Origin of the sequence: Mycobacterium persicum, from assembly GCF_002086675.1 — a bacterium.
Classification (GTDB): Bacteria; Actinomycetota; Actinomycetes; order Mycobacteriales; family Mycobacteriaceae; genus Mycobacterium; species Mycobacterium persicum.
Map to the genome: position 1 here is coordinate 17,383 of NZ_MVIF01000040.1, position 26,898 is coordinate 44,280.

The 26,898-nt window shown below is 64.8% G+C and carries 24 protein-coding genes and 1 pseudogene; 9 read left to right on the plus strand and 16 right to left on the minus strand.

Translation table 11 applies throughout. The features are described 5' to 3' along the window. Positions 1–23 precede the first annotated feature (23 nt). The 5 genes from gyrB to dnaA form a co-directional block, all read right to left on the minus strand. Entirely contained in the window at positions 24–2,051 is a 2,028-nt protein-coding gene (gene gyrB / locus BST40_RS14195; protein WP_075547713.1) for a DNA topoisomerase (ATP-hydrolyzing) subunit B, read from the minus strand. A 256-nt stretch (positions 2,052–2,307) separates the two neighbouring features. Then, positions 2,308–2,862 (minus strand): DUF721 family protein, encoded by a 555-nt coding sequence (locus BST40_RS14200; RefSeq protein ID WP_075547693.1) that lies wholly within the window; start codon positions 2,860–2,862, stop codon positions 2,308–2,310. Further along, complete coding sequence (recF, locus tag BST40_RS14205; RefSeq protein WP_083154541.1) at positions 2,859–4,025, minus strand: DNA replication/repair protein RecF; 1,167 nt, start codon at positions 4,023–4,025, stop codon at positions 2,859–2,861. Before recF ends, BST40_RS14200 begins: the two co-directional genes overlap by 4 nt. A 20-nt stretch (positions 4,026–4,045) precedes the next feature. Then, positions 4,046–5,245: a DNA polymerase III subunit beta gene (dnaN, locus tag BST40_RS14210; protein ID WP_075547691.1), complete on the minus strand. Its 1,200-nt coding sequence runs from the start codon at positions 5,243–5,245 to the stop codon at positions 4,046–4,048. Positions 5,246–5,755: 510 nt separating this feature from the next. Further along, the gene (gene dnaA / locus BST40_RS14215; RefSeq protein ID WP_075547712.1) at positions 5,756–7,288 is read right to left on the minus strand and encodes a chromosomal replication initiator protein DnaA; all 1,533 of its coding nucleotides are present in this window, start codon (positions 7,286–7,288) and stop codon (positions 5,756–5,758) included. 553 nt (positions 7,289–7,841) lie between these two features. Here dnaA and rpmH point away from each other — a divergent pair. The 9 genes from rpmH to BST40_RS14260 all read left to right on the plus strand — a co-directional run bounded on the left by rpmH (position 7,842) and on the right by BST40_RS14260 (position 14,660). Continuing rightward, positions 7,842–7,985, plus strand: coding sequence for a 50S ribosomal protein L34 (gene rpmH / locus BST40_RS14220; protein ID WP_068111553.1), 144 nt, complete (start codon positions 7,842–7,844; stop codon positions 7,983–7,985). Positions 7,986–8,008: 23 nt separating this feature from the next. Further along, positions 8,009–8,371 carry a ribonuclease P protein component gene (gene rnpA, locus BST40_RS14225; protein WP_075547690.1) on the plus strand — a complete coding sequence of 121 codons (363 nt, stop codon included), beginning with the start codon at positions 8,009–8,011 and terminating at the stop codon, positions 8,369–8,371. After that, positions 8,368–8,706, plus strand: coding sequence for a membrane protein insertion efficiency factor YidD (yidD, locus tag BST40_RS14230; RefSeq protein WP_089025144.1), 339 nt, complete (start codon positions 8,368–8,370; stop codon positions 8,704–8,706). The genes rnpA and yidD overlap by 4 nt, the downstream gene beginning before the upstream one ends. Further along, on the plus strand, positions 8,690–9,835 hold the full coding sequence (gene yidC, locus BST40_RS14235; RefSeq protein ID WP_075547689.1) for a membrane protein insertase YidC: 1,146 nt from the start codon (positions 8,690–8,692) through the stop codon (positions 9,833–9,835). Before yidD ends, yidC begins: the two co-directional genes overlap by 17 nt. Positions 9,836–9,940: 105 nt before the next feature. Beyond that, entirely contained in the window at positions 9,941–10,516 is a 576-nt protein-coding gene (locus BST40_RS14240) for a Jag family protein (RefSeq protein ID WP_075547688.1), read from the plus strand. Between the two features lie 109 nt (positions 10,517–10,625). Further along, the gene (gene rsmG, locus BST40_RS14245) at positions 10,626–11,369 is read left to right on the plus strand and encodes a 16S rRNA (guanine(527)-N(7))-methyltransferase RsmG (RefSeq protein ID WP_425270697.1); all 744 of its coding nucleotides are present in this window, start codon (positions 10,626–10,628) and stop codon (positions 11,367–11,369) included. A 233-nt stretch (positions 11,370–11,602) separates the two neighbouring features. After that, positions 11,603–12,562: a ParA family protein gene (locus BST40_RS14250; RefSeq protein WP_240316724.1), complete on the plus strand. Its 960-nt coding sequence runs from the start codon at positions 11,603–11,605 to the stop codon at positions 12,560–12,562. Further along, positions 12,559–13,539, plus strand: a complete 981-nt coding sequence (locus tag BST40_RS14255; RefSeq protein ID WP_075547687.1) for a ParB/RepB/Spo0J family partition protein — start codon at positions 12,559–12,561, stop codon at positions 13,537–13,539. The genes BST40_RS14250 and BST40_RS14255 overlap by 4 nt, the downstream gene beginning before the upstream one ends. Before the next feature lie 356 nt (positions 13,540–13,895). Continuing rightward, complete coding sequence (locus BST40_RS14260) at positions 13,896–14,660, plus strand: acetyltransferase (RefSeq protein WP_083154542.1); 765 nt, start codon at positions 13,896–13,898, stop codon at positions 14,658–14,660. Between the two features lie 37 nt (positions 14,661–14,697). Here the strand turns inward: BST40_RS14260 and cwlM are convergent, their stop codons facing one another. The 11 genes and pseudogenes from cwlM to BST40_RS14315 form a co-directional block, all read right to left on the minus strand. After that, complete coding sequence (cwlM, locus tag BST40_RS14265; RefSeq protein ID WP_075547685.1) at positions 14,698–15,918, minus strand: N-acetylmuramoyl-L-alanine amidase CwlM; 1,221 nt, start codon at positions 15,916–15,918, stop codon at positions 14,698–14,700. Between the two features lie 412 nt (positions 15,919–16,330). Beyond that, complete coding sequence (locus BST40_RS14270) at positions 16,331–16,621, minus strand: WXG100 family type VII secretion target (protein WP_075547684.1); 291 nt, start codon at positions 16,619–16,621, stop codon at positions 16,331–16,333. 39 nt (positions 16,622–16,660) lie between these two features. After that, a complete protein-coding gene (gene esxG, locus BST40_RS14275) occupies positions 16,661–16,954 on the minus strand; it encodes a type VII secretion system protein EsxG (protein ID WP_075547683.1) in 294 nt (97 codons plus the stop codon). Positions 16,955–17,007: 53 nt separating this feature from the next. Then, positions 17,008–18,297: a PPE family protein gene (locus BST40_RS14280; protein WP_083154544.1), complete on the minus strand. Its 1,290-nt coding sequence runs from the start codon at positions 18,295–18,297 to the stop codon at positions 17,008–17,010. Further along, positions 18,294–18,608 carry a PE family protein gene (locus tag BST40_RS14285; protein WP_075547681.1) on the minus strand — a complete coding sequence of 105 codons (315 nt, stop codon included), beginning with the start codon at positions 18,606–18,608 and terminating at the stop codon, positions 18,294–18,296. Before BST40_RS14285 ends, BST40_RS14280 begins: the two co-directional genes overlap by 4 nt. Before the next feature lie 718 nt (positions 18,609–19,326). Further along, complete coding sequence (trxA, locus tag BST40_RS14290) at positions 19,327–19,680, minus strand: thioredoxin (protein WP_075547680.1); 354 nt, start codon at positions 19,678–19,680, stop codon at positions 19,327–19,329. Continuing rightward, complete coding sequence (trxB, locus tag BST40_RS14295; RefSeq protein ID WP_075547679.1) at positions 19,677–20,675, minus strand: thioredoxin-disulfide reductase; 999 nt, start codon at positions 20,673–20,675, stop codon at positions 19,677–19,679. The genes trxA and trxB overlap by 4 nt, the downstream gene beginning before the upstream one ends. Positions 20,676–20,774: 99 nt before the next feature. Continuing rightward, on the minus strand, positions 20,775–21,536 hold the full coding sequence (locus BST40_RS14300; protein ID WP_083154545.1) for a hypothetical protein: 762 nt from the start codon (positions 21,534–21,536) through the stop codon (positions 20,775–20,777). A 74-nt stretch (positions 21,537–21,610) separates the two neighbouring features. Continuing rightward, the gene (sigM, locus tag BST40_RS14305) at positions 21,611–22,177 is read right to left on the minus strand and encodes an RNA polymerase sigma factor SigM (protein WP_075547677.1); all 567 of its coding nucleotides are present in this window, start codon (positions 22,175–22,177) and stop codon (positions 21,611–21,613) included. 63 nt (positions 22,178–22,240) lie between these two features. Beyond that, complete coding sequence (locus BST40_RS14310) at positions 22,241–25,804, minus strand: lipid II flippase MurJ (protein ID WP_083154547.1); 3,564 nt, start codon at positions 25,802–25,804, stop codon at positions 22,241–22,243. Then, positions 25,801–26,898: pseudogene (locus BST40_RS14315) on the minus strand (DUF6049 family protein); the annotation flags it as partial. The pseudogene BST40_RS14315 and the gene BST40_RS14310, both read right to left, overlap by 4 nt.

A 26,898-nucleotide genomic window follows, 5' to 3' on the forward strand; every position in this document is an offset into this window, starting at 1 on the left:
TTGCAACGGTGCGCGGGCACGCTTTAGACATCTAGGAAGCGAACGTCCTTGGCGTTGCGGGTGATAAAGCTTCGGCGTGCATCCACGTCCTCACCCATCAGGATGGAGAACAGCTCGTCGGCGGCCGCGGCGTCGTCCAACGTGACTTGACGCAGTACCCGCACCGACGGGTCCATGGTGGTTTCCCACAATTCCTTGGCATCCATTTCGCCCAGGCCCTTATAGCGCTGGATGCCGTCTTCCTTGTTGATCTTCTTGCCGGCCTTGAGCCCTGCCTCCAGCAACCCGTCACGCTCGCGATCGGAGTAGGCGAATTCGGGGTCGGAACGTTGCCATTTCAGTTTGTACAACGGCGGCTGGGCCAAGAACACGTGCCCGTTCTCGATCAGCGGACGCATGAAGCGGAACAACAACGTCAACAACAACGTCGAGATGTGCTGGCCGTCGACGTCTGCGTCGGCCATCAGCACAATCTTGTGGTAACGCAGTCTCGCGATGTCGAATTCGTCGTGGATTCCGGTACCCAGCGCGGTGATGATCGCCTGGACTTCGGTGTTCTTCAACACCCGGTCGATGCGGGCCTTCTCGACGTTGATGATCTTGCCGCGCAACGGCAGGATGGCCTGGAACATCGAGTCGCGGCCGCTCTTCGCCGAGCCGCCGGCCGAATCACCCTCCACCACATACAATTCGGACTTGCGCGGGTCGGTCGAGCGGCAGTCGGCCAATTTCCCCGGCAGTCCGCCCAGATCGGTTGCGCTCTTGCGGCGCACCAACTCCCGCGCCTTGCGAGCGGCAATCCTGGCCTGCGCTGATGAAACTGCCTTGTTGACAACGGTTTTGGCATCGGCGGGGTTGGCCTCGAACCAATGGGTGAGCTGTTCGTTGCACACCTTCTGCACGAACGACTTCACCTCGGTGTTGCCCAGTTTCGTCTTTGTCTGACCTTCGAACTGCGGCTCGCTGACTTTCACCGAAATCACCGCGGCCAACCCTTCCCGGATGTCGTCGCCGGTGAGGTTGGGGTCCTTGTCCTTGAGTAGTTTGCGGTCCTTGGCGTACTTGTTCACCACGGAGGTCAGCGCGCTGCGGAACCCCTCTTCGTGAGTCCCACCCTCATGGGTGTTGATGGTGTTGGCGAAGGTGTGCACTGACTCCGAGTACCCGGCATTCCACTGCATCGCGATCTCCACCTCGTGGCCGGGGCCCTTACCGGAGAAGTCGACGATGCTGCTATGGATGGCATTCTTGGTGCGGTTGATGTGCTTGACGAAATCAACCAGCCCTCCGGGATAGTGGAAGGTGCGCTTCTTGACCTTGTGCGGGGCGGCGGATTCGGCCGCCTTCTCCCTGGCCGACTTCGGGGCCTCGGCGACGTCGCTGACCACCTCGTCGACGACCTCGTCTTGGCTGACCCGCTGATCGGTCAGGTTGATGGTGAGCCCCTTGTTGAGAAACGCCATCTCCTGCAACCGTCGTGCGACGGTTTCGAAGTCGTACTCGGTGGTCTCAAAAACATTGGGGTCGGCCCAGAATCGTACCGTCGTGCCGGTCTTCTTCGTCGGCGCGCCTTGCTTGAGTCCCATCGGCTCGGATTTCTCGTAGACTTGCGACCACTCATAGCCGTCGCGTTTGATCTCCACCTCCAGCCGGGTGGACAGTGCGTTGACCACCGAGACACCGACACCGTGCAGTCCGCCCGAAATCGCGTAGGCGTCGGAATCGAACTTCCCGCCGGCGTGCAGCTGGGTCATCACCACGTCCACGGTCGGTATTCCGGAGGCGTGCATCGCAACCGGGATTCCGCGGCCGTCGTCGGTCACCTCGACACCGCCATCCTCGAGCAGCACCACGGTGACGGTGGCCGCGTAACCGGCCATTGCCTCATCGACCGCGTTGTCGACCACCTCCCAAATGAGATGGTGCAGGCCGCGCTCACCGGTCGAGCCGATGTACATGCCGGGGCGTTTGCGGACGGCCTCTAGTCCCTCGAGAATCGTGATGGATGCAGCGCCGTATTCGTCTTGGGCCTTCTTCTTCTGGGCAGCCACGGTCCGAATGTTCTCCTCGGGGTTGCACATGCGAGCGGTCCAGTCACCGCAGCGGGTCGTATATCTACTCTACCGTGAGCACCTGTCCGCACCGATTCTCTAGGTGCGTTTCCACCTATCTAACTGCGCCGTGCGCTCAATATCTTGTTGGAGGACGCGTCCGGACGTCGGGGATACGGGTCCGCTTCGTCCTGGTGGATTTCAGACGTGGACGACAGGGAGCTCGGGCCGCCGCTTGATCGACCCGGGTCATGGGCTAGCCATAGGTGTCGCGAGGCCCCCTACCGGCGATGTGTCGCGGCCCTTTGCGCCACGACGGTGCGGCCGGACCGGTGATTTTCAGCGTGGTCACCACTCCGTTACCCACCGCAGCAGCGATTTTGGCCAGTAGTTGGGACTGCATGATCCGCAACTGCGTGGCCCATGCGGTCGATTCGGCGGTCACGCTGAGCACACCGTCGTCCAGCGAGGTCGGAGTCGCATGGTCGGCGATCTGCTGGCCGACCACCGCGGCCCACTGGCCCAGCACGGTGCCTTCGGCGACACGTCCGGACCAACCGCGCTTCTTCGCCAGTTCGCGGGCCAGCCTGCCCAACGGTTGCGGATCGCGAACATCGGGTCCCGGACCCGACCAGCTTCGGCGCTGTCCGGCGACGCGTCGCGATGAAACAGGCTGCGCCACCGGCCCGCGCCCGAGATCCCGTCCCCGGGCACGAGCGGCGGCCCGAGCCTCTGCGAGGGTACGTCGAACCAGGTCGATACCGTTGTCGGGTTGTTGGGTGTGCTCCGGGCTCGATTGCTCACCGTTCATGCGGACACCACCGATATTCGTCCATCGTCACCCTCACGCAAGTCGATCTGCACCCGTTTCGCGTCCCAACCCGCCGGAATGTCTTCCGGCACCGCCGCGGTCACCACAACCTGTTCGGCCGACTCCGCCACGCTCGCCAGGGCCCTACGGCGCCTGGTATCCAGCTCGGCAAAAACGTCGTCCAACAACAACACCGGGTCACTACCCTCGACCCGCAACAATTCATAGGAGGCCAGCCGCAGCGCGACCGCCATCGACCACGACTCCCCATGGCTGGCAAAACCTTTGGCGGGCTGGTCGCCCAACCGCAATTCCAGGTCGTCGCGGTGCGGGCCGACCAGACATACCCCACGTTCCACCTCGGCATCACGACGCGCGGCCAGTGCCGCCAACAACCGGGCCTCGAGGCACCCGCGATCGGCAGTCCCGTCAGGTTCGTCAGATCCGGGGAGGACCGACGTCATGCTGGCGCGGTACTCGATGGACGCCGTGCGTGACTCCGGCGCGAGCAGTTGATAGGCCTTCGCCACCTCCGGGGTCAATTGACTCACCAAATCCATACGGGCGGCCATCAATTCGGCGCCGTGCTCGGCCAGCCGGCCATCCCAGACATCCAGGGTGTCCAGCACCCCGCGGTCGCCTCGATACCGCGCGCCCGCTACCGATTTCAATAGCGCGGTACGCTGCCGCAGCACCTTGTCGTAGTCGGCCCGCACCGCGGCCACGGCCGGGCGGCGCACTGTGGCCAAATCGTCGAGGTAGCGGCGTCGTTCTGCCGGATCCCCGCGGACCAATGCCAAATCCTCGGGAGCGAACAGCACCGCTCGCAACACCCCGACCACTTCACGAGTGCTGCGCACCGGTGACCGGTTCAGCCGGGCCTTGTTCGCCCGTCCGGCGGCGATCTCGAGGTCCACCGCGCATTCCCGACCGTCGCTGACCACGATCGTCGAGATCACCGCACGGTCGGCGCCGGCCCGAATCAGCGGCGCGTCGGTGCCGACCCGATGTGAACTTAAAGTGCTCGAATACCACAGTGCCTCAATGAGATTCGTCTTTCCAAAGCCGTTCGGACCAACGAACACGGTCCGCCCCGGATGCAATTCGAGGTCCGCGTGCGCCCACGAACGGAAATCACGCAATCCCAAATGCCGGACGTACACCTACTTCGGCACCACAACGATCAGCCCGGCAACCGAACCGGCATCAGCAGGTAGACGTAGTCCGTCGGCACCGCCGGGAAGGGACCATTACCCGTCGGCGTGCCATCCTCGGCTGATGCGGGACGCAGCAGAGCGGGTTTTCCCGGGGTGGTGAAACCAAACGACACCCGCTCGGAATGCAACGACCCCAGACCGTCGGTCAGATATGTCGGGTTGAACGCGATCGTCAACGGTTCACCGGCGAAGTCGACAGCAAGGTCTTCCTCGGCTCGTCCGACATCGTCGGCGCCGGCGGAAAGCCGCAGCGTCCCTTCGGCGAATTCCATACGGACCTGCGCGCCACGATCGGCAACCAGCGCGACCAGTTTGATCGCTTCGGTCAATTCCGCCACATCCGCGGTGGCCACCGCGGTGTGCTCGGCCGGCAGCAGTTGGCGAAATTTCGGAAACTCCGCGTCCAGCAGCCGCGTTGTGCTGCGCTTGCCATTACCGCTGATCCCCAGCAGCCCGTCCTTGCCGACGCCCGTGCCGGCACCCAATGACAACCGGACATCAGATCCGTCACTGTTGGCTTTGGCGGCCTCGGCCAAGGTCTTGGCCGGTACCAGCACCGACGCTTCGACCTCAGGCGACAACGCGGTCCAGGTCAATTCGCGTACCGCCAGGCGGAACCTGTCGGTTGCCGCCAAAACAACCGTCTCACCCGAGATCTCGACGCGGATGCCGGTCAACATCGGCAGTGTGTCGTCACGGCCGGCCGCGATGGCGACCTGGCTGATGGCCTCGGCGAACAGATCTGACGGCAACGTGCCGGTGTCATCGGGCAACGTCGGCAGCGTCGGGTAGTCCTCCACCGCCATGGTCGGCAGCGAGAACCTGGCATTTCCGCAGGTCAAGGCGACCCGGTTGCCGTCGACGTAGAAATCGACCGGCTTGTTGGGCAAGGCGCGCGTAATGTCGGACAACAGCCGGCCTGAAACCAAAACGCTTCCCGGAGAAGCTATTTCGGCAGCAACCTGTACTTCGGCGGAAACCTCGTAATCGAATCCGGAAATTGTCAGCCCGTCGTCTGAGCCCGTCAACAACACACCTGAAAGCACCGGCACGGCCGGCCTGGTCGGCAGATTCTTCGCCACCCACGACACCGCCTCGGCGAACGACTCCTTCACCAAGCGAAACTTCAAGTCGGTGAGACCAGTCTGGGTCGTAGCCGCGTCCATTGCGTCCCTTCACCTAACAGTGAGTTCGATCCCTGGATCCGTGAGCCAGCTCCCGCCGCCGGCATCGCGACCGCCGGTGACGTAACGCCGCAACGGCAGTCGAACAACAACCGTAGAACGTCTGGCCCCAAGTTGAAAGCTAATCGTCAACGCTGACATGTCGGGCTGCGCACCCTCGCGAGGGACCCTGTGTGGGCGGTGTCCCCAGACCCGTTCTTCTAAGGACAACCTTGGAATAGATCTCAATAACAGTAATAAGGGGTGTGAGTTCTGGGGATGGCCAGGCGTCGGTGCTGCTAGGCGGCGAACTGGGATGTGGATGACGACGTTGCGGGCTGTGTGGGCCGTGTGAGCTGCTGGGGATGAATCGCCAGGTGTGCAACGGCAGGCCGAAGTGTGCAATCCAGTTTCGAGTGGCTGTGCACACAACTACCCACACCCGATGGTGTGGCTGCTGTGACTGGCGGGAGAGAAGTTTTTTTGCAGAAGGTGGCCGGAAATGGACCGAGTTCATCGCTTGGAGCGCTGACGGATCCTTGTCGTGAGCTCTTTGACATGATCGAAGACTTCGCGGCGTTCGGCCATTTCGGACAAGATCTTGCGTTGGGCGTACATGACCGTGGTGTGGTCGCGGCCGAATGCCTGACCGATCTTGGGCAGAGACAGATCGGTGAGTTCACGGCAGAGATACATCGCGATCTGTCGGGACTGGGCCAGCGATCGGGTCTTGCCCGGTCCGCGCAGCTCTTCGACCGTGGTGTCGAAATACTCGGCGGTGGCGGCCATGATGGTCGCCGCACTGATCTGCATGGCGGTGGCGTCGGCGATGAGGTCGCGCAGCACTATCTCAGCCAGGGCTTTGTCGATCGGGGTCTTGTTCAGCGAAGCGAATGCGGTGACCCGGATCAGTGCACCCTCGAGTTCGCGGATGTTGCGTTCGATGCTGCTGGCGATGAGTTCTAGCACATCGTCGGGCACCGCGAGCCGTTCCATCTGCGCCTTCTTGCGCAAGATGGCGATGCGGGTCTCCAACTCCGGGGGCTGCACATCGGTGATCAGGCCCCATTCGAACCGGGTCCGCAGCCGGTCTTCGAGCGTGGCGAGTTGTTTGGGTGGCCGGTCGGAGGAGATGACGATCTGCTTGTTCGCGTTGTGCAGCGTGTTGAAGGTGTGGAAGAACTCTTCCTGAATGCCTTCTTTGCCTTCGATGAACTGGATGTCATCGACGAGCAACACGTCGACGTCGCGGTAGCTGCGCTTGAAGGCGACCTTGCGGTCGTCGCGCAAGGAGTTGATGAAGTCGTTGGTGAATTCCTCGGTGGAGACGTACTTGACCCGCATCCCTGGGAACAGTCGCTGCGTGTAATTGCCGGCCGCGTGCAAGAGGTGAGTTTTCCCAAGTCCCGACTCGCCCCAGATGAAGAGGGGGTTGTAGGCGCGTGCCGGTGCTTCGGCGATGGCCAGGGTGGCGGCGTGCGCGAACCGATTGGAGGCGCCGATCACGAAGGTGTCGAAAGTGTAGCGGCGGTTGAGGCTGGTGCCACCGGTGGCGGCGACCGTATCGGTACCCGACGGGCGCTTGGTGAAGTAGGTGGGCCAACTGGGTCGAGGGCTGCCGGCGGTCTCGTCGGGGTCGTCGTTGTCTCCGGCGGTTTCGGGTGATGTGTCCCGGGACATTTCCAGGCTGGGATCATCGGCGGACTGCCCGCCCTCGTCGGCGTGAGCGGTGGGCGGAGGTGGCGCGATGCGAACACCGAGTTGGATTTGGTGGCCGAGTCGTCGACTCAACGCGTCGGTGATCGGGGTACGCAGGTGACGCTCGATCTCGTTTTGGACGAAGCTGCTTGGGACCGACAACAACGCAAACCCCTCGACGATGGTGAGTGGTTGGACGAGGTTCAACCATGCTCGTTGCTGGGGGGTGAGGGGAGTGGTGAGGGTGGTGCCAGTGCCCGCGATGCCGTCAGCGTTGAGTTCCCCGTTGAGTTCGGAGACGACCGCATTCCACACCGAGGCAAAGCCGGACCCGGGATCATCGGTCAACGACGCATCCCCCTGGTCCGACATCGAGGTGCAATTGTCGGCGACAAGCAAGCTGTCCACATGGTTATCCACAGTTGTGGAAAGGACGGTCGACTACGTTCCGTAACCTTTCGGCCACGGCCCGCGATCTCCGCGCTGCATCCAACCACCCGGCTGTCGGGGCAGCTAGTCGATCCGCCATCCTCGCTTCATCGTCGGCCGCCGTTTCAGTCCGAAACAGCACTGCCCGAAGCTAACAGTTTTCGGTGCGGCTGCCAACAGTTCTTTCGTTTTCCGTTGGTCGTCTTTGGATGTGCGTGCAATATGGAGTGCGTTAGGGGCAGCCATCTTTCGGTGGCGGGCGGGTTCGGCCTGAGTCTGTTGGGACGGGCCAGGTTTGACCAGGCGAAGCCTCGTCAGTACCCTCAAACAGTCGCCCGAAAGTCGGCGATACGGCTGCGACCTGGATCATGTCTCCGGGGACCGCGCCGGCCAGCAGCCAGACTACCTCCGGCCGCCGACTGTGCGAGATTGAGCGGGCGGATGGTATGCGAGACAGATCGAGGAGAACGCCGTGGCCAAGGGCAAGCGGACCTTCCAGCCGAACAACCGGCGCCGAGCCCGCGTTCATGGTTTTCGACTGCGGATGCGTACCCGGGCCGGGCGAGCCATCGTCTCCGGCCGGCGCCGTAAGGGCCGCCGCGCACTGACTGCCTGATCGTCGCGTCAGGTTTCTTAGCGGTGCTGTCCGCACGCAACCGCATGAGGCGGTCAACGGAGTTCGACGCAACCGTCAAGTATGGGATTCGAACCGTACAGCCCGACGTGGTCGTCCACGTCCGTCGAGGTGACCAATCGAAGGACTGCAGCGGTCCGCGGGTGGGATTGATCATCGCCAAATCGGTGGGTACCGCGGTCGAACGTCATCGGGTGGCACGTCGGTTGCGACACGTTGCCCGGCCGTTGTTGGGCAACTTGCATCCGTGCGACCAAGTGGTGATCCGGGCACTGCCGAGCAGTCGGTACGTCTCGTCGGTGTGGCTGGAACAGCAGCTGCGCCGCGGTTTACGCCGCGCATTCGAATCGGGGGGTACTGTCCGGTGACCCAGTCGGCGTGGAGTCCCGCGCGGGTGGCGAAGGCCACCGGGCGATGGACAGCCCGCGGACTGATTTTCATGATCAATCTCTATCGGCACATGGTGTCTCCGCTACGGCCGGCCTCGTGTCGTTTCGTCCCGACCTGCAGCCAGTACGCCGTGGATGCGCTGACCGAATACGGTCTGATCCGGGGCAGTTGGCTGACCGTAGCCAGGCTCGCGAAGTGCGGACCCTGGCATCGGGGAGGATGGGATCCCATACCAGAGCGCCGGGGATGTTCGGACTGCGATGTCCGCGGGGACCTGCCGGCGAAGCAAGGGAAGAGTGAGTCTTTTGTTTGATTTCTTCAGCCTCGACTTCGTCTACTACCCGGTGTCGTGGATCATGTGGGTCTGGTACAAGCTGTTCGCGCTGATCTTCGGGCCGTCGAACTTCTTCGCGTGGGCCCTGTCGGTGATGTTCCTGGTGTTCACGCTGCGTGCGCTGCTCTACAAACCATTCGTTCGGCAGATCCGTACCACTCGCCAGATGCAAGAACTCCAGCCGCAGATCAAGGCGCTGCAGAAGAAATACGGCAAGGATCGCCAGCGCATGGCGATGGAGATGCAGAAGCTGCAACGAGAACACGGGTTCAATCCGATCCTGGGTTGCTTGCCGATGCTGGCACAGATCCCGGTGTTTTTGGGCCTGTACCACGTGTTGCGCTCGTTCAACCGGACGACGGGCGGCTTCGGCCAGCCGCAGATGTCGGTGCTGGAGAACCGGCTCACCGGCAATTACGTCTTTACCCCGACCGACGTGGGCCACTTCCTGGACGCCAACCTGTTTGGCGCCCCGATCGGGGCCTCGATGACTCAACGCGGTGGGCTGGATGCGTTTATCGATTTCAGTCGGCCTGCCGTGATTGCGGTCGGCGTACCGGTCATGATCCTGGCCGGCATCGCGACGTACTTCAACAGCCGGGCATCCATTGCCCGGCAGAGCCCGGAGGCGGCGGCCAACCCGCAGACCGCGATGATGAACAAGTTGGCGCTCTATGTGTTCCCGCTGGGCGTGGTCGTCGGTGGTCCGTTCCTGCCGCTGGCGATCATCCTCTACTGGTTTTCGAACAACATCTGGACGTTTGGCCAGCAGCACTACGTGTTCGGGATGATCGAAAAAGAGGACGAGGCCAAGAGACAGGAAGTGTTGCAGCGCAGGGCGGCCAACGCACCTGCCCCGGGAGCCAAGCCGAAGCGACTGCCCAAGTCGGCGTCTGCCTCCGTTGACGGGTCTGTCACGGAGGCGGCGGCCGACTCGGATGTCGACGGCGGCGTGAAGGAGACGGGTTCTGCCGATCTGGGCTCGGAGGGGAAGTCCGAGAGGGCGCCGCGAACGCAGGCCGGCAAGCAGCCTCAGGCCGGCCGCAACAACGCTCCCGCCGGCCGTACACCGCGCCCGGGTGCGCGGCCCAAGAAGCGCAAGCGGTAAAGCGCGTCACAGCCTTTGCGGGACGAGCGGCACGACCGCCCAGAAACCTCAGCAGAATGCCGCGAAACATCGCCAACACTGACCCGTGAGTGAGGGAGAAGAGCCATGACTGATGCCGAAACCACCGAGCTTGACATTGAGAGCAATCCGGCGGTGGGGGATGTGCCAGACGCGGAAGACGTGATGCCGGCCGATGCCGATGGTGACGAGACCGATCTGGAAGAGCGGTTGGTCGCCGAGGGCGAGATCGCCGGGGACTACTTGGAAGAGCTGTTGGACCTGTTGGACTTCGACGGCGATATCGACCTGGACGTCGAGGGTAATCGCGCGGTGGTCAGTATCGACGGCAGCAACGATCTGAATAAGCTGGTGGGTCGCGGGGGAGAGGTGCTGGATGCTCTGCAGGAGCTGACGCGACTGGCAGTGCACCAGAAGACCGGGGTGCGGAGTCGATTGATGCTGGACATCGCAAGCTGGCGCCGGCGTCGTCGAGAAGAATTGGCGGCCTTGGGGGAAAGGGTGGCACGGCGCGTTGCCGAGAGCGGTGAACGCCAGGAGCTCGCGCCGATGACGCCGTTCGAGCGCAAGATCGTCCACGATGCGGTCGCCGCAGTGCCCGGTGTACACAGCGAAAGCGAGGGCGCGGAGCCGTCGCGGCGAGTCGTGGTGCTGCGCGACTAACCCGTTATCCGACCGCGATCGCCCCGCGACGTCGAGTCGGGGAGTTACAGCTATGTAGTTCCGGTGGACAGGCGGACAGGGCCATCGGCAGAGCGCGGAAGATCGGAGATTGTTTCACGTGAAACATGAACATTCTCCCGAGCCGGCCCGGCTGTTGCGACCCGCATTGGAACCCTTGCACCCCGACCAGTCCGGGATCCCGATGGCGATCTTTGGCGACCGGCTTGGACGCGCCCGGAGATACGCCGACTGGTTGGCGGGCTGCGGTGTCGAGCGCGGGTTACTGGGCCCACGTGAAGCCGAACGTGTCTGGGAGCGACATCTATTGAACTGCGCGGTCGTCGGCGAGCTCGTCAATCCGGGTGAGCGGGTAGTTGATATCGGCAGTGGTGCCGGACTGCCCGGCGTGCCGCTGGCTCTGGCACGCCCCGACCTTCGGATCATTCTTCTCGAACCGCTGCTGCGGCGCAGCGACTTTCTGCACGAGCTCGTCGCGGACCTAGCGCTGCCGGTGGAGGTGGTCCGGGGCCGGGCCGAGGACCCGGCGATACGAAAGCGACTTGGCGCCTGCGATGTCGCGGTGTCAAGGGCGGTGGCCCCATTGGACAAGCTGACGAAGTGGAGTATGGCGTTGCTGAAGCATGACGGGCGAATGCTTGCGATCAAAGGAGAGCGAGCCGCCGATGAAGTGGAGAAGTATCGGCGTGTAATGGCCCTATCGGGTGTGGGTGATGTCAGGGTAGTGGAATGTGGCGCGAACTATTTAAGGCCAACCGCAACCGTGGTGGTGGCACGGCGAGAAGGTCAGAACCGACCGGATCGTGGGCAATCACCGGACGGAGTAACAATATGAATCCGCCCCGGTGTGCCGCTGTATCGACACCAGCTGCTCCTGCAGGGCAGGCGGGGATCTCTCCCGGCCGGCGGTATCGGCCGGAGTCGCCCTTTTCGGTAGACGCACCCGGTGCGGAAGCGCCGGCCGTAGCCGCCACACCGCCGGTATCCGGGGCGCAGTCTACGGTTACCGCTCGCTCGGCGAGGACCTTTGGGGGTGCCAACCCAGTCGGTCGCGGTGCCTCGACGGCGCTGCTGGCCACCGAGTTGGCGTCGGCGGCGGAAACAACGCACAATCCCACGGTGAATGTTTCACGTGAAACATCAACCGAAATCGACACCCCAATCGGCGCCGCAGCCGAACGCGCCATGCGTGTCCTGCACACCACTCACGAACCGTTACCGCGACCACACCAGCGGCGCCTGTTCACGGTCGCCAACCAGAAGGGCGGTGTGGGCAAGACGACCACCGCGGTCAATCTTGCCGCCGCCCTTGCCGTTCAGGGGCTCAAGACGCTCGTCATCGATCTCGACCCGCAGGGCAACGCGAGCACGGCGTTGGGCATCACCGAACGGCAATCCGGGACGCCGTCGTCCTATGAAGTGCTCATCGGCGAAGTGTCGCTGCGGCAGGCGATCCGGCGCAGCCCGCATAGCGAGCGACTGTTCTGCGTCCCGGCGACGATCGATCTCGCCGGCGCCGAAATCGAACTGGTGAGTATGGTGGCGCGGGAAAACCGGTTGCGTACCGCGCTCGCCGAGCTGGACAACCTGGACTTCGATTACGTCTTTGTCGACTGCCCCCCATCGTTGGGACTGCTCACCATCAACGCACTGGTCGCCGCCCCCGAAGTGCTGATCCCGATTCAGTGTGAGTATTACGCGCTGGAGGGCGTCTCACAGCTGATGCGCAACATCGAGATGGTGAAGGCGCACCTCAACCCCGAACTCGAAGTCACCACGGTGATCCTGACGATGTACGACGGACGCACGAAGCTGGCCGATCAGGTGGCTGAAGAGGTCCGCCGGTATTTCGGGAGCAAGGTATTGCGGACGGTGATTCCCCGCAGCGTCAAGGTATCGGAGGCGCCGGGCTACAGCATGACGATCATCGATTACGATCCCGGTTCGCGGGGAGCAATGAGCTACCTCGATGCCAGTCGTGAACTGGCCGATCGTGATCGACCATCAGCCGGGAGGGGACGACCATGACGCAGCCGTCACGCCGGAAGGGCGGCCTTGGACGCGGACTGGCTTCGCTGATTCCCACCGGTCCCGCCGATGGTGAGTCCGGACCGTCGTTCGGCCCACGCATGGGGTCGGCGACCGCCGACGTCGTGATCGGCGGGCCCGCGCTCGACGCCAGCCCGATGGGTGCGGTGTACCGCGAGATCGCCCCGTCGGACATCGAGGCCAATCCCCGGCAGCCGCGCCAGGTTTTCGACCAAGAGGCACTACAGGAATTGGTGCACTCGATCCGCGAGTTCGGGCTCTTGCAGCCAATCGTCGTGCGAGCGATCGGGCCGACGCCAAGCGGTGCGCACTACCAAATCGTGATGGGGGAGCGACGTTGGCGCGCTGCCCAAGAGGCCGGCCTGACCACGATTCCCGCCATCGTGCGCGAAACCGGTGACGACAGTCTGCTGCGCGACGCCCTGTTGGAAAACATTCATCGCGTCCAGTTGAACCCGCTGGAGGAGGCCGCCGCCTACCAACAGCTCCTCGATGAATTCGGCGTCACCCACGATGAACTGGCCGCACGCATCGGCCGGTCGCGCCCGTTGATCACCAACATGATCCGGCTGCTCAAGCTGCCGATCCCGGTTCAGAGGCGGGTCGCCGCAGGGGTGTTGTCGGCTGGTCATGCGCGTGCGCTGCTGTCGCTAGAGGCTGGGCCGGATGCACAGGAGGAACTGGCGAGCCGGATTGTCGCCGAGGGTCTGTCGGTGCGAGCCACCGAGGAGGCCGTCACGCTGGCGAACCGAGCCGGTGCCAGCACACCGAACCCGCCGCGGCGCAAACCGATCCACATGCCCGGACTCCAAGACGTTGCCGAGCGACTGTCGACCGCTTTCGACACCCGAGTCACGGTCAGCCTTGGCAAACGCAAGGGCAAGATCGTGGTGGAGTTCGGTTCGGTGGAAGATTTGCAGCGGATCATCGGGTTGATGACTGATGCGAAGGCGTGAGCCGTAATACCGGGTAATTACGTCACTGTGACACTGACGCGGTTCCGGAATTGGGAGGCAGTGCTTGTTGCGGTGCACTTGGACGCAGACCCTATGCGCGTCAAGGGTTTTCGTGAAGCGGCGGGTCGGTTGTGATCAGCGGAGCCGGTCGTGACCCGGCAGCGGCCGGCGGCAACCCGGGTGGCTAACCGATACTGGCCCAACCGCGACCAACTCTCCTATCCTGGAGAGGTTGCTGGTGCACATCAGCCGGGGGAGATCGGGGCTGTGGGCGTGGCCGTGCGACAACGCGGGCCGAATGGCTCGCAGAAAAGCGGGGCTGACAGTTGCAGTACCGCACGGAGGCCAGGAGACTAGTGACTGCTCGTATCACAGCGCTGCGGCTCGAAGCCTTCGAGCAGCTTCCTAAGCACGCGCGCCGGTGCGTGTTCTGGGAAGTGGATCCTGCGACCCTGGGCAACGATCACCATCTCGCTGACCCCGAATTCGAAAAAGAGGCCTGGCTGTCCATGGTGATGTTGGAATGGGGTTCGTGCGGTCAGGTGGCGACGGCCATTCCGGATGAACGCAGTGCCGCCGAACCGCCCTGTTTGGGATATGTGTTCTACGCTCCGCCGCGAGCGGTACCGCGGGCCCGCCGATTTCCGACGGCGCCGGTGTCTGCCGATGCGGTGTTGTTGACGTCGATGGGTATCGAACGCGGACTGGCCCCCGATGATTTGCCACGCAGCCTGATCGCTGGGGTGGTCGACGAACTGGTCCGACGCGGGGTCCGCGCGCTGGAGGCTTTCGGCCGCACGGCGGAGGTGGCCGATTTAGCGGATCCTGGACTGGTCGACCCGGAAGTGCGTCCAGTGCTCGAGGCTGTCGGTGACTGCTCCGTCGACCACTGCGTCATCGACGCAGACTTCTTGACCGACATGGGTTTTGTGGTCGTGGCCTCGCACAGGTACTTCCCGCGGTTGCGGCTCGAACTGGACAAAGGCTTTGGGTGGAAGGCCGAGGTAGAGGCGGCTTTGGAGCGATTGCTGGAAAATGCGCAGCTGCAACAACCCGTGGGGGCGGCTTCCACCGCGAGTTCCACGGCTAGTTCTACCTCGAGGGCCGGCAACAGCATCTGACGGCTCGGAAAACCAGGTGCCCTCGGAACTTCGAAATTCAGGAACCGCCGAGCCTGCTGGCCCGCTCCACCGACAGCTCGTGGGCCAATAACTCGGCGAAAGTGAAAGTCCCCGTGGGCCGGTCGTTTTTGCCCAACAAGTAGAGGCGCTTGACTGCGGCAAGAATACCTTCGGCAATGGCGTCGCGGGTCTGTGTCGAAACCAGCATCTCCCGGTCGTGGGGATTGGTGATATAGCCGATGTCGACTTGAACGGTCGGCATCCGGGTCAGCCGCAACAGATCCCATGTTCTGCCATGGGTACGGCAGTCCCGTAAACCAGTGCGCGCCACCACTTCTCGCTGAATAAAGTCAGCCAGATTGCGACCAATGGTGGACACCGACCCGTGCGAGTTTCCGAAGTGGAACGAGGCGACGCCGTTAGCTGAAGGACTGGCTTGGGTCTCGCAGCGCAGGCTGATCATCAGATCTGCGCCAACCGCGTTAGCGGTGGCGGCGCGTTCGGCGTCTGACGGGCTGTGGTTGGCCGGGCGGGATAAGAAGGTCTCCATGCCGATGGCCGACATGCGTCCTTCGAGGCGACTCGCCAAGTCCCACAAGACGTCCGCCTCGCTGATCGGCCCGGCCGGGCCTTGGGTGATCAGGCCGTGATCGGCACCCCCGCGGCCCGGATCGATGATGATGCGCTTGCCGGACAACTTGGGGCCCGAACGGCGGACCAGCTCCTCTTCCCGAATCGCGTGCGGTGAGCCGCCGCTGACCCGTGAACTGAGAAAGTACAAGGACCGCAACGTTTCCGGGCCGCAGATACCGTCGGCGGCGAGCCCGTACTCACGCTGGTACGACATCAGCGCATTGTGGGTCTGCAATCCGAAATATCCGTCGACCAGCCCCGTGTAGAACCCGAGATCTTGAAGTCGAGCCTGTAGTGTCGCCACATCGTCGCCGTAGAGGGGCGCACCGAATTGGTGATAGAGCGTGCGGGCACCGAGCCGGTAGGAAGCCTCCTTCAACGCCCGATAGGTGGCCTCGCCGACGATGCCGTCAACGAGCAGTCCGCGATGCTGCTGGAAGGCACGTACCGCTTGGTCGAGTTCGGCGTCGAACACCTCGAGTGCGACATGGCGGCCTGTAGTCAGATCTTCGTCGGGATTATCCAGCATCCCCAGCGCGGCCAGCGCAGCGCGGATCTCGGTGACAGCGGCGCTACGGTCTCCACAGCGCAGCGCGTCGCCGTCTTCGCGGCGCGGACTCGGCATACCAAAGGCCCTCCAGGACTCACTGAACTCGCTGACAAATGCAACACAGCTAGCCGCTATTGTCGCAGACGCTTCCCGATTTCGGGAAAACCCCAGGCTGATCCGGGGCCCGACGCGTCGTGCAGGCAGCGGTTGGTCGCGGCACCACAACTGCTGCGACGTGACGGTATGGCGAAGTGGCATTGCGGGGTGCGAAAAGAGTTCTTGCCACCGAAACCCGGGCGGCTTTGGGCAATTTCTCGATGCTGTTTGCTGCGGTGAGCGCGTTGCGGCTTGCGATGGCCGGGGCGGATCGCGGCCATGTCGGTGAGTTTTGTCGACGTTGACGGACGACGGCGATGTGCTTGCTGCTTTCGAGCCGCGTACGAAATGAAGAATCGGTCTTGAAGGCCTGCGCACCGGATGCTTTAGGCTAGGCGCCCCATTTGGCGGCTTCGGCCATGTCACGGGCGTTCATCGCCAACGTGTTGGATTCATGCGTGGTGGCCATCGATTGATATGCGCTGACCAGTTCCTGCATGGACTGATTCCACTGTGCTTGCCAACCCTGATAGGTCAGCCCCGTGTCGCCCTGCCACGCATTGGATAATGCGGCCTGCTCGGTGGCTATGTCGGCACCCAGGCCGTGCAGCGTTCCGGCATACCCGGACATGTCCCCGGCATGAGCCATCATGGCGGGGTAGTTGTACATAATCTGCGACATCACAAACCCTTTCAGAAATGACGATGGTTTACTTGGGCCTCAGAAGCCGGTGTAGGCCGAAGCTGCAGCCGCATCGGCCGCCACATAGGTGCCTGCGGCATCACCCAGATTTGCCTGCGCGATGTCCAGCAACGCATTCACCTTGCCGGCGGCCTCGACAAACCGGGCGTGCGAGGCCTGAAATGCCGCCGCTGACTCACCCTGATGAAATGCCTGCGCCGACATCGCTGACTGCTCAGCCGATCCGATTGTGTGCCGCATCAATCCCGCCTTGGCGGCAAACGCCGACTGCGACGCCACCAACTGCGGAATGTGGGCATCCAACAAACTCACAACAACTCTCCTTCGAACTCGATTTTCCCGTGGCTTTCCTGGTTACCTGACCGTCACACCGCTACGCCGATCAACCCCCCATCGCCGAGCGCTCCGACTAGCCCGTGCTCCCAGCTGGCCGGCAGCATCGGAATTTGCGCACCATCGCCCTCAGAACCGATGGCGGCCAGCCCGGCAGCGCGCATTTCGGCCCCGTTGGTCAGCGTTCCAGCAAAACCGAAGCCGTCAGAACCGTGATTACCAACAGCCGCAGACACTGACGCCGTGCTCTCTGCCGAAGCCGCCGACACCAATTGCGCTGGCGACACCGCTGCCGGTGCAGTTACAACCGGCAGCACCGCATCGACCGCCACGGCAGACGCCGGGGCCACCGCTGTGACCTGCACCGCGGCGCTGGCGCTTGCGGCAGTCGCGGGAATGGCCAATCCCGAAGTAACGTAAGTCGACAAAGCCGGACCAGCCAGAGCGAAATTTCCGATAATCCAATCGATAATCAACCCGATGCCTTGAAAAAAAGCAATTGCCGGCGACAGGAAAAAGAATGTGCCCATAACGACCATGATAAGTGGCGCGGCTAAAGGCAAAGCCAGCAAATACAATGCAACGGTGTAATCGCCCAACAGAGCTGCCACACCAGCAGCAACCACGAGTAAAGGAGAGATCAGAAGCACAAAGGCGAAAGCCCAAAAGAACACGAACATCAGTGCTTCGTTGAGGATCGTTTCTACGATGAGATTCAGAATTTCCCAGAAGGGGAAGGGGGTGAGCGTGGTCTGGGCGGCTAGGGCACCGGGGGCGCGGCCGGGTTTGAGGATGACTGGTGCCGTGGTGGCGCGTGGTGTAGCGGCCAGTGCCGCGGCAGAAACCGCGTCGTAGGCGCTCATGATGGCGGCGGCCTGGATCCACATCCGCACGTAGTCGGCTTCGTTGAGTGCGATCGGGATCGTGTTGATACCAAAGAAGTTCGTGGCCAGCAGCACCGCATGGATGGTGTGGTTGGCGGCCAACTCCCCCAACGTGGGCATTGTCGCCAGCGCAGTCGCATAGGCAGTGGCCGCGGCCTCGTGCGCGGCAGCCGTGCCCGCACTATCGCTGCTGGCTTGCATTAGCCAGGCCAGATATGGGGCATAGGCCGCCGCACACAGCTCCGCGCTGGGACCTTGCCAAGCCCCGGCCGCCACCGCGGCTAGGACCAGACTCAGTTCCTCGGCCGTGTCGGCATACTGAGCACTTAGCGACAACCACTGCGCGCCGGCCGCGACCAACGGAGCCGGCCCCGGGCCAGCACTTAGCATCGCCGAATGCACCTCCGGCGGGCATGCCATCCAGACTGGTGCGCTCATGCCAGGCCGGCCGCAGGCGCATATGTCAACGCCGCGGCGGCATCGCCAGCGGCATAACTGACCCCGGCCTCACCGATGCCCACACCAGAGCGGGCCAGCTCTTCGACACCCTCGGTCGCGATCCCCAGGTGCTGCACACCGCAGGCGCTGAGCCCGGCCGCGGTACGCAACGACACCGGGTCGGCCGCTGGAGCCACCACTGCGGTGATCAACGGCGCCGTGGCCGCATGCGCAGCCGCCAACCGAGCACTCAACGCCTCCACCGCCGCAGCTGCGCCGGTCAAGCCCTCAGGAACCACCCACAACGTCAAATCGACACTCCTCGTCCTAATGGTTTATGACTCCGCGGATTTCCGATTGCCGAATTCGCGGTATTCAATGACTGACCGATTGCACCATGCCCGCCGACCCGGGGCAACGACGTGCCGATACATTCACCCACTCGGATCATAAGTACAAATGATCAATGCGACACAGCGAAGACGGCGAACCTCGCAAGGGCTGCAAGGCGCGCCTGCCCAGGCGATCCCACTGATAGATAACAGGGTTCGAGTGCGAGAAAGCGAGAGTGACCGATGAACGGAGCCGTGCTGACCGACAGAAGAAAAGGAAAGGGACGCTGATGCGCTGGGCGTTGGCCACGCAGATGTCGGTGTCGCCGTTGGCGGCGCTGCTACGGGTTATGCCGCGAGGCCGCTCGTACGCGAAAGTGGTTGCACAGCAGCGATTTCCACTTTCGAGCGGGAGCCAAGCCGGCCCGCCGGCCGCAAGCTTTTATGGCCGCCGGGAGCGGTGCTGCGCAAGCCGACTCTCCCGGCGGGCCGGAACACGTTCTGCCTGACCAGATTTCACTACCATTTCAGTCACTGCGGACAGCAGGGAGCATCCGTCCGGCGGCGCCGGACCGCAACGGCGTGAGCACCGATCCGACCGCATCGAGAAATCACCGCCGCTGCAGACGGAGTGCAAGCGGCATCGTCGCTACACCCCGACGGGTCGTGAATCGGGCACCGGCCCAGTGACGAGCTACTAGCTGAGGTTCGGTACCACGTCGGAAATCTCGCGTAGCAAAGCCGCTTTCCCCTTGGCCCCGACAATCCGTTTCACCGGCTGGCCGTCTTTGAACAGGATCATCGTGGGAATCGAGATGACCTGAAAGTCGCGCGCGGTTTGCGGATTGGCGTCGACGTCGAGTTTGGCCACGGTGAGGCTGCCCGAACGCTCGGCGGCGATCTCTTCGAGCACCGGCGCCACCATCTTGCATGGGCCGCACCAGGTAGCCCAAAAGTCAACCAGCACAGGCTTATTACTAGACAGCACAGTGGTGGAAAAGGATGCGTCGGAAACTTCGATTGTGGCGCCGGACTTGTCGGAATCGGTCATTGCTGTGCTCCAATCAGCGTGTCGGTACTGTCAGCGTGCCCTGTTGCTTCGCGTTCGGCCAGCCAGCGTTCGGCGTCGATGGCAGCGGCACAACCGCTGCCGGCTGCGGTGACCGCCTGCCGGTAGGTGCGGTCGACCAGGTCTCCGGCGGCGAATACCCCGTCCAGCGATGTGCTGGTGGTGCCGCCGTTGACCAGCACGTAGCCGTCGGGATCCAGATCGAGGGCGTCGCGCACCAGGCCGGAACGCGGCTCGTGTCCGATCGCGACAAAGACGCCGGTTACCGGCAGCGTGGTTTCTTCACCGGTGACGGTGTCGCGCAACCGCAATCCGGTGACGGTCGTGTCCCCGTCCACGGCGAGCACCACCTGGTTGGTCAAGATGTTGATTTTGTCGTTTGCCTGGGCACGATTGAGCATGATCTTGGAGGCCCGGAACTCGTCTCGGCGGTGCACCAGCGTGACACTGCGGGCAAAGCGCGTCAGGAAGGTGGCCTCCTCCATGGCCGAGTCACCGCCGCCGATGACGGCGATGTCCTGGTCGCGGAAGAAGAACCCGTCACAGGTGGCACACGAACTCACGCCGCGCCCGAGCAGCTCCTGCTCGCCGGGCACATGCAGGTAGCGCGCCGCCGCACCCATCGCCAGGATCACGGCCCGAGCGCGGTGGATTTCCCCTTCTGCGGTGACCACCGACTTGATCGGTCCGTCCAGCGATACCGACTCCACGTCCTCCATGCGCAGGTCGGCACCGAACCGCAGCGCCTGTTCCCGCATCTGGTCCATCAACTCGGGACCGGTGATACCGTCGCGGAAACCCGGATAGTTCTCCACCTCGGTGGTGGTCATCAGTGCCCCGCCGAACGAGGTGCCTTCGAACACCAGCGGCGCCAACTGCGCCCGGGCGGTGTAGAGAGCGGCGGTGTACCCGGCAGGACCGCTGCCGATGATGATCACGTCGTGGATGGTGTCTGGAGTGGTGGAAGCGGCGGTCATGCGGGCCTTTCGGGTGCGGAAAGCTGATCTCGGACTTTTATGAACGCCAGCGTAGGCACTGGTGTTCCCTTCCGCGCGTTGGACCATGCCGGGATGCCGCTACGAGCCGGTGGCTCGGGCAACTGTGGTGCTGGCCAACAGGCCGGTATCGGCGGCGCTGCAGTTGAGCGCCACCGCGTAGACCGCCACGGTGTCGGGACCGTCGCCCGGTACCACCAGCAGCACCCCGGGGCGGGCGTTGATGCCGATCGGTTGGGCTCCCAGGATCTGCGTGGATGCCGGGTAGCCCAGGCCGCTCAGGCAGGACGCGCGCCGTGACGGGTCGGCGAGGGCGGCATCGACAGGGCCGTAGTCGGGCGTGCGTTGCAGCAGTTCCAGGATCTGTTCGGGCGACAGCGGAATCACCGGCGGCGGCGTCGAGACGGTGATGTGCATTGCGGTGGCGGGCGTGGTCGGCGCCGGCGAGGGCGCAGTGACCAGTGCGGCGGTACCGACGCCGATCGCCGCGACGGCCGCGCAGAACCCGGCTATCCCGGCAAGGATTTTCCCGGGGCGGATGCGCGGCCGGGCTGCGTGCGCGGCGGGCGACTCGCCGGAAGCCGCGGACCGCAACGTCGCGAAAATCCTGGCGGCGACATCGGCGGGAGGATCCGTCGTCGACGCCGGATCAGCTCCGGCGGCCGCGAGGTCGCGGCGCACCTGCTGCAGGGCACGCCACATTGCCGCTGCCTGCGGGTCGGTGCGCACTCGTCGGCGGACGCCGGCGGCGGCTTCGTCGTCGAGCAGACCGGCCTGCAGATCGGCGAGGAGCTCGACGGTCAGCGGCGGGTTCGCGTCGGCTTCGTGTCCGGTTCCTTTCATCCGCCCCAGTGTCCGTCATTCACCGCTTGATGACGACCCGCGCCCCGCGCGGGAGTGCGCCGCGCCGGTCTGTGCTAACTCCCATCGAAAACGTTGGCGCCGGTGTCGAGGTAACCGAGCAGCCGCGCAAGCCGCGCCCGCCCGCGGGCGCAGCGGCTTTTGACGGTGCCCTCGGCCACACCCAGCATGCGTGCCGTGTCGGCGATCGAATACCCCTGCATGTCGACCGCGACCACTGCGGCCCGTTGTTCGACCGGAAGCTGGAGCAGCGCTCGCTGCACCAAAATCTCCGTCTCCACGCGGGCCGTTGCATCCGGAACCGGATACACGTCATCGAGTGGGGCGGTCGGCCGGGCCCTGGCCTGGCGCAGCCGGTCCAGGCAGGCATTGACCACGATGCGGTGCAGCCAGCTGCTGACGGCCGCGTCATAGCGAAACGACGCCGCGCACCGGTGTGCCGAGATCATCGCGTCTTGCAGTGCGTCCTCGGCGTCTTCCGGGGTACGGCTGGTGAGCCGGGCCAACCGGTACAGGTGGCGCTGATGGCGGCGGAACAACTGCTCGAAGGCGCGGTGCTCGCCGCCGACGAAAGCCGCCAACAGCTCGGCGTCACTGCGTTCCCTTCTGCCCCCAAAACCCACCGCCGGACAGTAACCAATCGGTAGCCGCAGGGCACTTCACTCGTTTGCGGCGCCGTGCGGCAATCAAGATGCGGCCTGGACGGTGATCTCCGAGATGTCGGCGCGGCTCTTGCCGTCGGTGGTTCCCAACGTTGAAATCCACACCAGCAGGTTGGACGTCGGTGCCGATGATTTGACCGCGATGGTGTTGTGGCCCGGCTTGAGTGCGGTGGCCGAGGTCAGCACGGAGGTGTCGTCGAGCTTCGACGGGTTCGGCGTCGGTGACGAGCGGATCTCGACCTTGGTGCCGGTGCTGGAAATGTCGATGGTGACGGCTCCGACCACGGTCGGCTTCGGCAGCTGCAACATCAATCCGACGCCGTTCTTGAAAGCCGGGAACGGCACGGCGTCGGTGTAGGTGTCGGTTTGCCAGGAAGTGCTGGGATTGCCGTCGATAGCCAGCTCGGCCTGGCCTGGGTTGTCGGCCTCCCCGTCGGGGGAGAAGACGGTGGCTTTGGTGGGTTTGACGGTGCTGCCGGCGGGGGCGGAACTGGCCTCCGACGCCGACGACGTTTGGGTGTTCAGGCCGAGCTGGTCACGGTTGAGGCCGGCGCCGACGTTCCCGAAGACCTTGTTGATCACCGAGACCAGAACCAGAAGCGCGACCAGCAGAACGGCGGCTCCGGTGCTGATGCCGATCAGCAGGTTGCGGCGACGCCGCGCATAGGCTTCGCTGTCCTCCGCTGCCGAGCGGCGCACCGACACCTGCGGCGCCGGCTCGACGGGACCGAGCACCTCGGTCCGGTCGGCCACCGCAGTCGCCTGCTGAAGCAGGTTCAAAAGCGTTGAGGCACTGCGTATTCCGCCGTTCTCCTGGACCGACCGGACGGCAACGGCAGAAATCTGGAAGGGAATGTCGCGGTCGACGACGGTCGGTTCGACGGGCTCACCGGACGCATCCCGTTCGGCCGGGGGGAACCCGCTGCGGGTCCCGGACTCCGGCAGCGGCCACTGGTTGACCAGCAGGGCATACAGCGCGGCGCCAATGCCACGGATGTCGTCCTGCGGGTTGGCTTCCGGCATGGTCGCCGGATAGGCCAGTACCACGTCGCCTTCGATGCTGACGCGCACCCGGCTGGGGTGGTCGATCGAGAGGGCCACTCCGGCGCGGTGCGCGGCGTCGGCGGCCGCGGCCAGCGACTGCATCGCCCGGATTGCCCCCACGGGCGACGGCGCGGTCTCGGCGACCTCGCGCAACGAACCGCCACGGATCCATTCGGCGACCACCACACCCCCGGAGCCGGTGTGCAGGACGTCGAGCACCCGCGCGATACCGGGTTTGTCGATGCGGCTCAGCCGCAGGGTGCGGGCCAGGATTCCCTGGCGCATCTCCTCCGGCAGCATGCCCTCCGGGTCGACGAAGGTCAACGCCACCTGGCGATCCAGCGCGGTGTCCAGCGCCTGCCAGAACCGCAGATGCGATGTGCCGCCGTGGAAGATCAGCAGCCGGTAGCGGCCGTTGGCTATGCGGGCGCCCGGAACCAGGTTGACGTCGTCTCGTGGCACCGACGGTTCCGGGCCACGCTCGCGTGGCGCATCGAACGGAATCGGCCCGCGGGTATCGGCGTCGCCGTTGAGCCGGTCGGGCCGGCGGGGCCGCGACCCGGCACCCCGATCGAGGTCGGCGGGAATATCGGGCTGAAAGTCGTCGGCAACCGGCCGAGGGAGGTCAGTGCCGGAGACGGCGTCGGACGAGGCGGCGCTATCCGATGGGCGGTCGGTCACCTCCGGTCCTTTCGCTATCCCGGGTCTGATTGCCGGGGGTCTGCGCCGGATCGGCTGATGGACCGTGGTTTCCCCCGGCGGGGACGACTTTCTTTGCTCAGGGTACGTGACGCGGTAACGGCCAGACGATCCCTCCGCCGCAGTGGTCTCGCGCCGACGGGGTTTGCCGGGCAGAACGCCGAGGCGATGCTGGATCACCCGCAGCGCCGCCTGTGCCTCCGGGACCTGCGCGCCGAGCATGACCGCGGCCAGAATCGGCGCCATGATCAGGCCCAGCACGAGCAGCCGCAGCAGTGAGCCGGCCCCACCGCCGTGGGCGGTCAACTGAGCCAGGCCGAGCAGCCGATCCGCGACGTGGGCAATCAGGCCGGCCAGCAACGAGGCGGCAGTCGTCACCAGGACGGTGTGCCCCTCGTGGGCGCTGATCAGCTGGCCACCGCCGGGGCGCAGCGCCCGTCGCAGCAGGTAGTAGCCGATCGTTGCGCCGGCCAGGAATCCGAGCCCGTTGGCCAGTCCCAGATAGCCGGCAACCAGCTCGGGGTCGTCGGTGACGTGCGGCGCCAGCAGCGAGGCGACGATCTTGACGCCGGTGATGACCACGATGATGACGATGGGCGTCCAGGGTTGCTCCCGGGCGTAAAACACCCTCAGTTGCAGCAGCACCAGCCCGTAGGGAATCAAGGTGAACGCCGACAACGCGATCGCGGCGCCGAGGTATCCGGCATCGACTTGGCCGAAATGCCCGTAGGCGAACAACGCGGTGCCCATCGCCGGCCCGCCGACCGTCATGAAGGCCACCGTGGGGATCAGCGTGATCATCGTCAGCCGGGTGGCCAGTGACAGGTCGGCCAGCACCGCCGGGATGTCGTCGGCGGCGGCGTTGCGGCTCAGTCGCGGCATCACCACGGTCAGCACGGTGACACCGATCATGCCGAACGGCAGCATCAGCACCAGCCACGTGTAGTTGTAGATCGCCGGGCCCGACGCCGCTGCCGTGCTGGCGATCTGGTTGCCGACGACCAGGCCGAGCTGACTGATCAGCACATACAGCACCATCGCGGCGGCCATCGCGCCAAATCGCTTGAGCCGCTGGTCGATTCCCCACAGCGGCCGCAGGCTGATGTGCTCGCGCCCAATCGCCACCAGCAGCACGGCGGTTTGGGCGAACACCCCCAACGTGGTGCCGATGCCCAGCACCAACAGCTTGGGGTTGCCCATCTTGACCGGATCGATCGACAGCTCCCCGGGGACCGCCAGGTACACCCCCAGGGTCGCGATGGCGACGAGGTTGTTGACGACGGGCGCCCACGCCGGCGGCCCGAACACGTTGCGGGTGTTCAGGATCGCCATGAAAACCGACGACAGGCCGTAGACCAGGACCTGGGGGAGCAGCAGGTAGGCAAAGGCGGTGGTCAGCGGCTCGTTGACCTGCGGATTGCGGCCCAGCATCAGCCGCACCAGCAGCGGTGCCGCGGCCACCGACAAGAGGGTGGCCACGATCAGCAGCGTGGTGGCCAACGTCACCAGTCGGCGCACGAACGCGGCGCCGCCGTCGAGGTCGTCCTGCTCGGCACGGGCCAGCACCGGCACGAAGATCGCGGTGAAGGTGGCTTCCAGGACCAGCGCGGCGACCAGGTTCGGCAGCTGGTTGGCCACCGAGAACGAGCTGGAAAGCGCGGCCCCCAGGATCGCGGCCAGCAGCACGATCCGGGCGAAGCCGGTGAGCCGGCTGATCAGTGTCGCGAACGCCATTCCCCACGATCGCGACACCAGGGCGGCGTCGGACAGTTCAGACCGGCGCGGGGCCGGCTGCTGATCCGGTCGCTGCGGCGCTGGGTGCACTCGCCGCGGAGCCGGTTTCATACCCGGTGCTCTTCTTCGACCCGACGGTCGGGCGCACCGTGCTGTTGGGTGTGCCGGGCCGGGGGCGGGTCGGGGCGATCCAGGTCGGCGCGGTCGGGCTGGCCGCGGAATCGGTGCCAAAGCCGCCGTCCGGCCAGTGTCACCAGGACTGCCGCGGCGGTGAGGGTGATGGCGAACAGCACCTTGCCGTAGGCGTTGGAGTGCACCGACAACCGCACCGGTTCGCCCAGCGCCATGCCGTCGGGTGTCTTGAGCGCCACGTCGATGGCGACCCGCTGGGTGAAGTTGACTTCGATAGGCACCCGCAGCGGCAGATATCCGGGCGGCAGCTCGATTTGGCCGACGTCGGTGACCGTCATGCCGGGCGGAGCGTCGACCTGCAGCTTGACCCGGATGGGTACCGCCAGACCGTTGTGCAGCGCCAGGGGAAGCGGACTGTGTTCGGTGGCCAGGGTGTAAGAGCCGCCCGGGTTGACGATGGTGACCGCACCGAAGAAGTCGTTGATGGTGTTGCCGACCACCGCCAGCCGCTGCTGGGCCAGGCCGTTGCGGGTGTCCGGCGGTACCGACTGGCTGAGCGCGCGCAGCATGTCCTCGCGGAGCGGCGCGGTGTATTGCACGCCGGTCAGCCCGGTGCGGTCATCGGTGGTCAGCGCCGCGGTGAGCTTCCACAATCGGCCGACCTGGCCGGCGATCTGCGCGGTGATGTCGTCGCTGATCCGGCCGCGGGCGGTGGCGGGGTTCGCCTCGGTGCCCGGGGGTTGCGGTGGCTCGGTGTGCGCCGCCGCGTCGGCGATCAGCGCCGGCAGCGGACGCGGCACGGCCAGTCCGGCGTGAATGGTGGTGGCCAGGGCGGTGAGGATGGCCTGGGCATCGTCACCCTGCAGGTTCCACGTCGCCGGTGGCACCAGGATCTGGGTGCGGGGGGCGGCGTCCGGGTACAGGCTGCGCCACAGCAGGGCACCCAGCGCGTCCTGGCGGCGGGCGGTGGCCGAGTCGTGGCTGATGCGAACCGACAGCGACGAGTCGAGGTAGGTGGGAACGATCGGGTTGGTGCCGGCCGCGGCGAGCGCGGCGCCGACGGCGGGGTCGAA

Coding starts and splice junctions, on each gene's coding strand:
- BST40_RS14200 (WP_075547693.1), bottom strand. CDS start 2,862: ATGAACGGTGAGCAATCGAGCCCGGAGCACACCCAACAACCCGACAAC.
- dnaN (WP_075547691.1), bottom strand. CDS start 5,245: ATGGACGCGGCTACGACCCAGACTGGTCTCACCGACTTGAAGTTTCGC.
- BST40_RS14240 (WP_075547688.1), top strand. CDS start 9,941: ATGACTGATGCCGAAACCACCGAGCTTGACATTGAGAGCAATCCGGCG.
- BST40_RS14255 (WP_075547687.1), top strand. CDS start 12,559: ATGACGCAGCCGTCACGCCGGAAGGGCGGCCTTGGACGCGGACTGGCT.
- cwlM (WP_075547685.1), bottom strand. CDS start 15,918: ATGCCGAGTCCGCGCCGCGAAGACGGCGACGCGCTGCGCTGTGGAGAC.
- BST40_RS14270 (WP_075547684.1), bottom strand. CDS start 16,621: ATGTCGCAGATTATGTACAACTACCCCGCCATGATGGCTCATGCCGGG.
- BST40_RS14280 (WP_083154544.1), bottom strand. CDS start 18,297: ATGAGCGCACCAGTCTGGATGGCATGCCCGCCGGAGGTGCATTCGGCG.
- trxA (WP_075547680.1), bottom strand. CDS start 19,680: ATGACCGATTCCGACAAGTCCGGCGCCACAATCGAAGTTTCCGACGCA.
- trxB (WP_075547679.1), bottom strand. CDS start 20,675: ATGACCGCCGCTTCCACCACTCCAGACACCATCCACGACGTGATCATC.
- BST40_RS14300 (WP_083154545.1), bottom strand. CDS start 21,536: ATGAAAGGAACCGGACACGAAGCCGACGCGAACCCGCCGCTGACCGTC.
- BST40_RS14310 (WP_083154547.1), bottom strand. CDS start 25,804: ATGAAACCGGCTCCGCGGCGAGTGCACCCAGCGCCGCAGCGACCGGAT.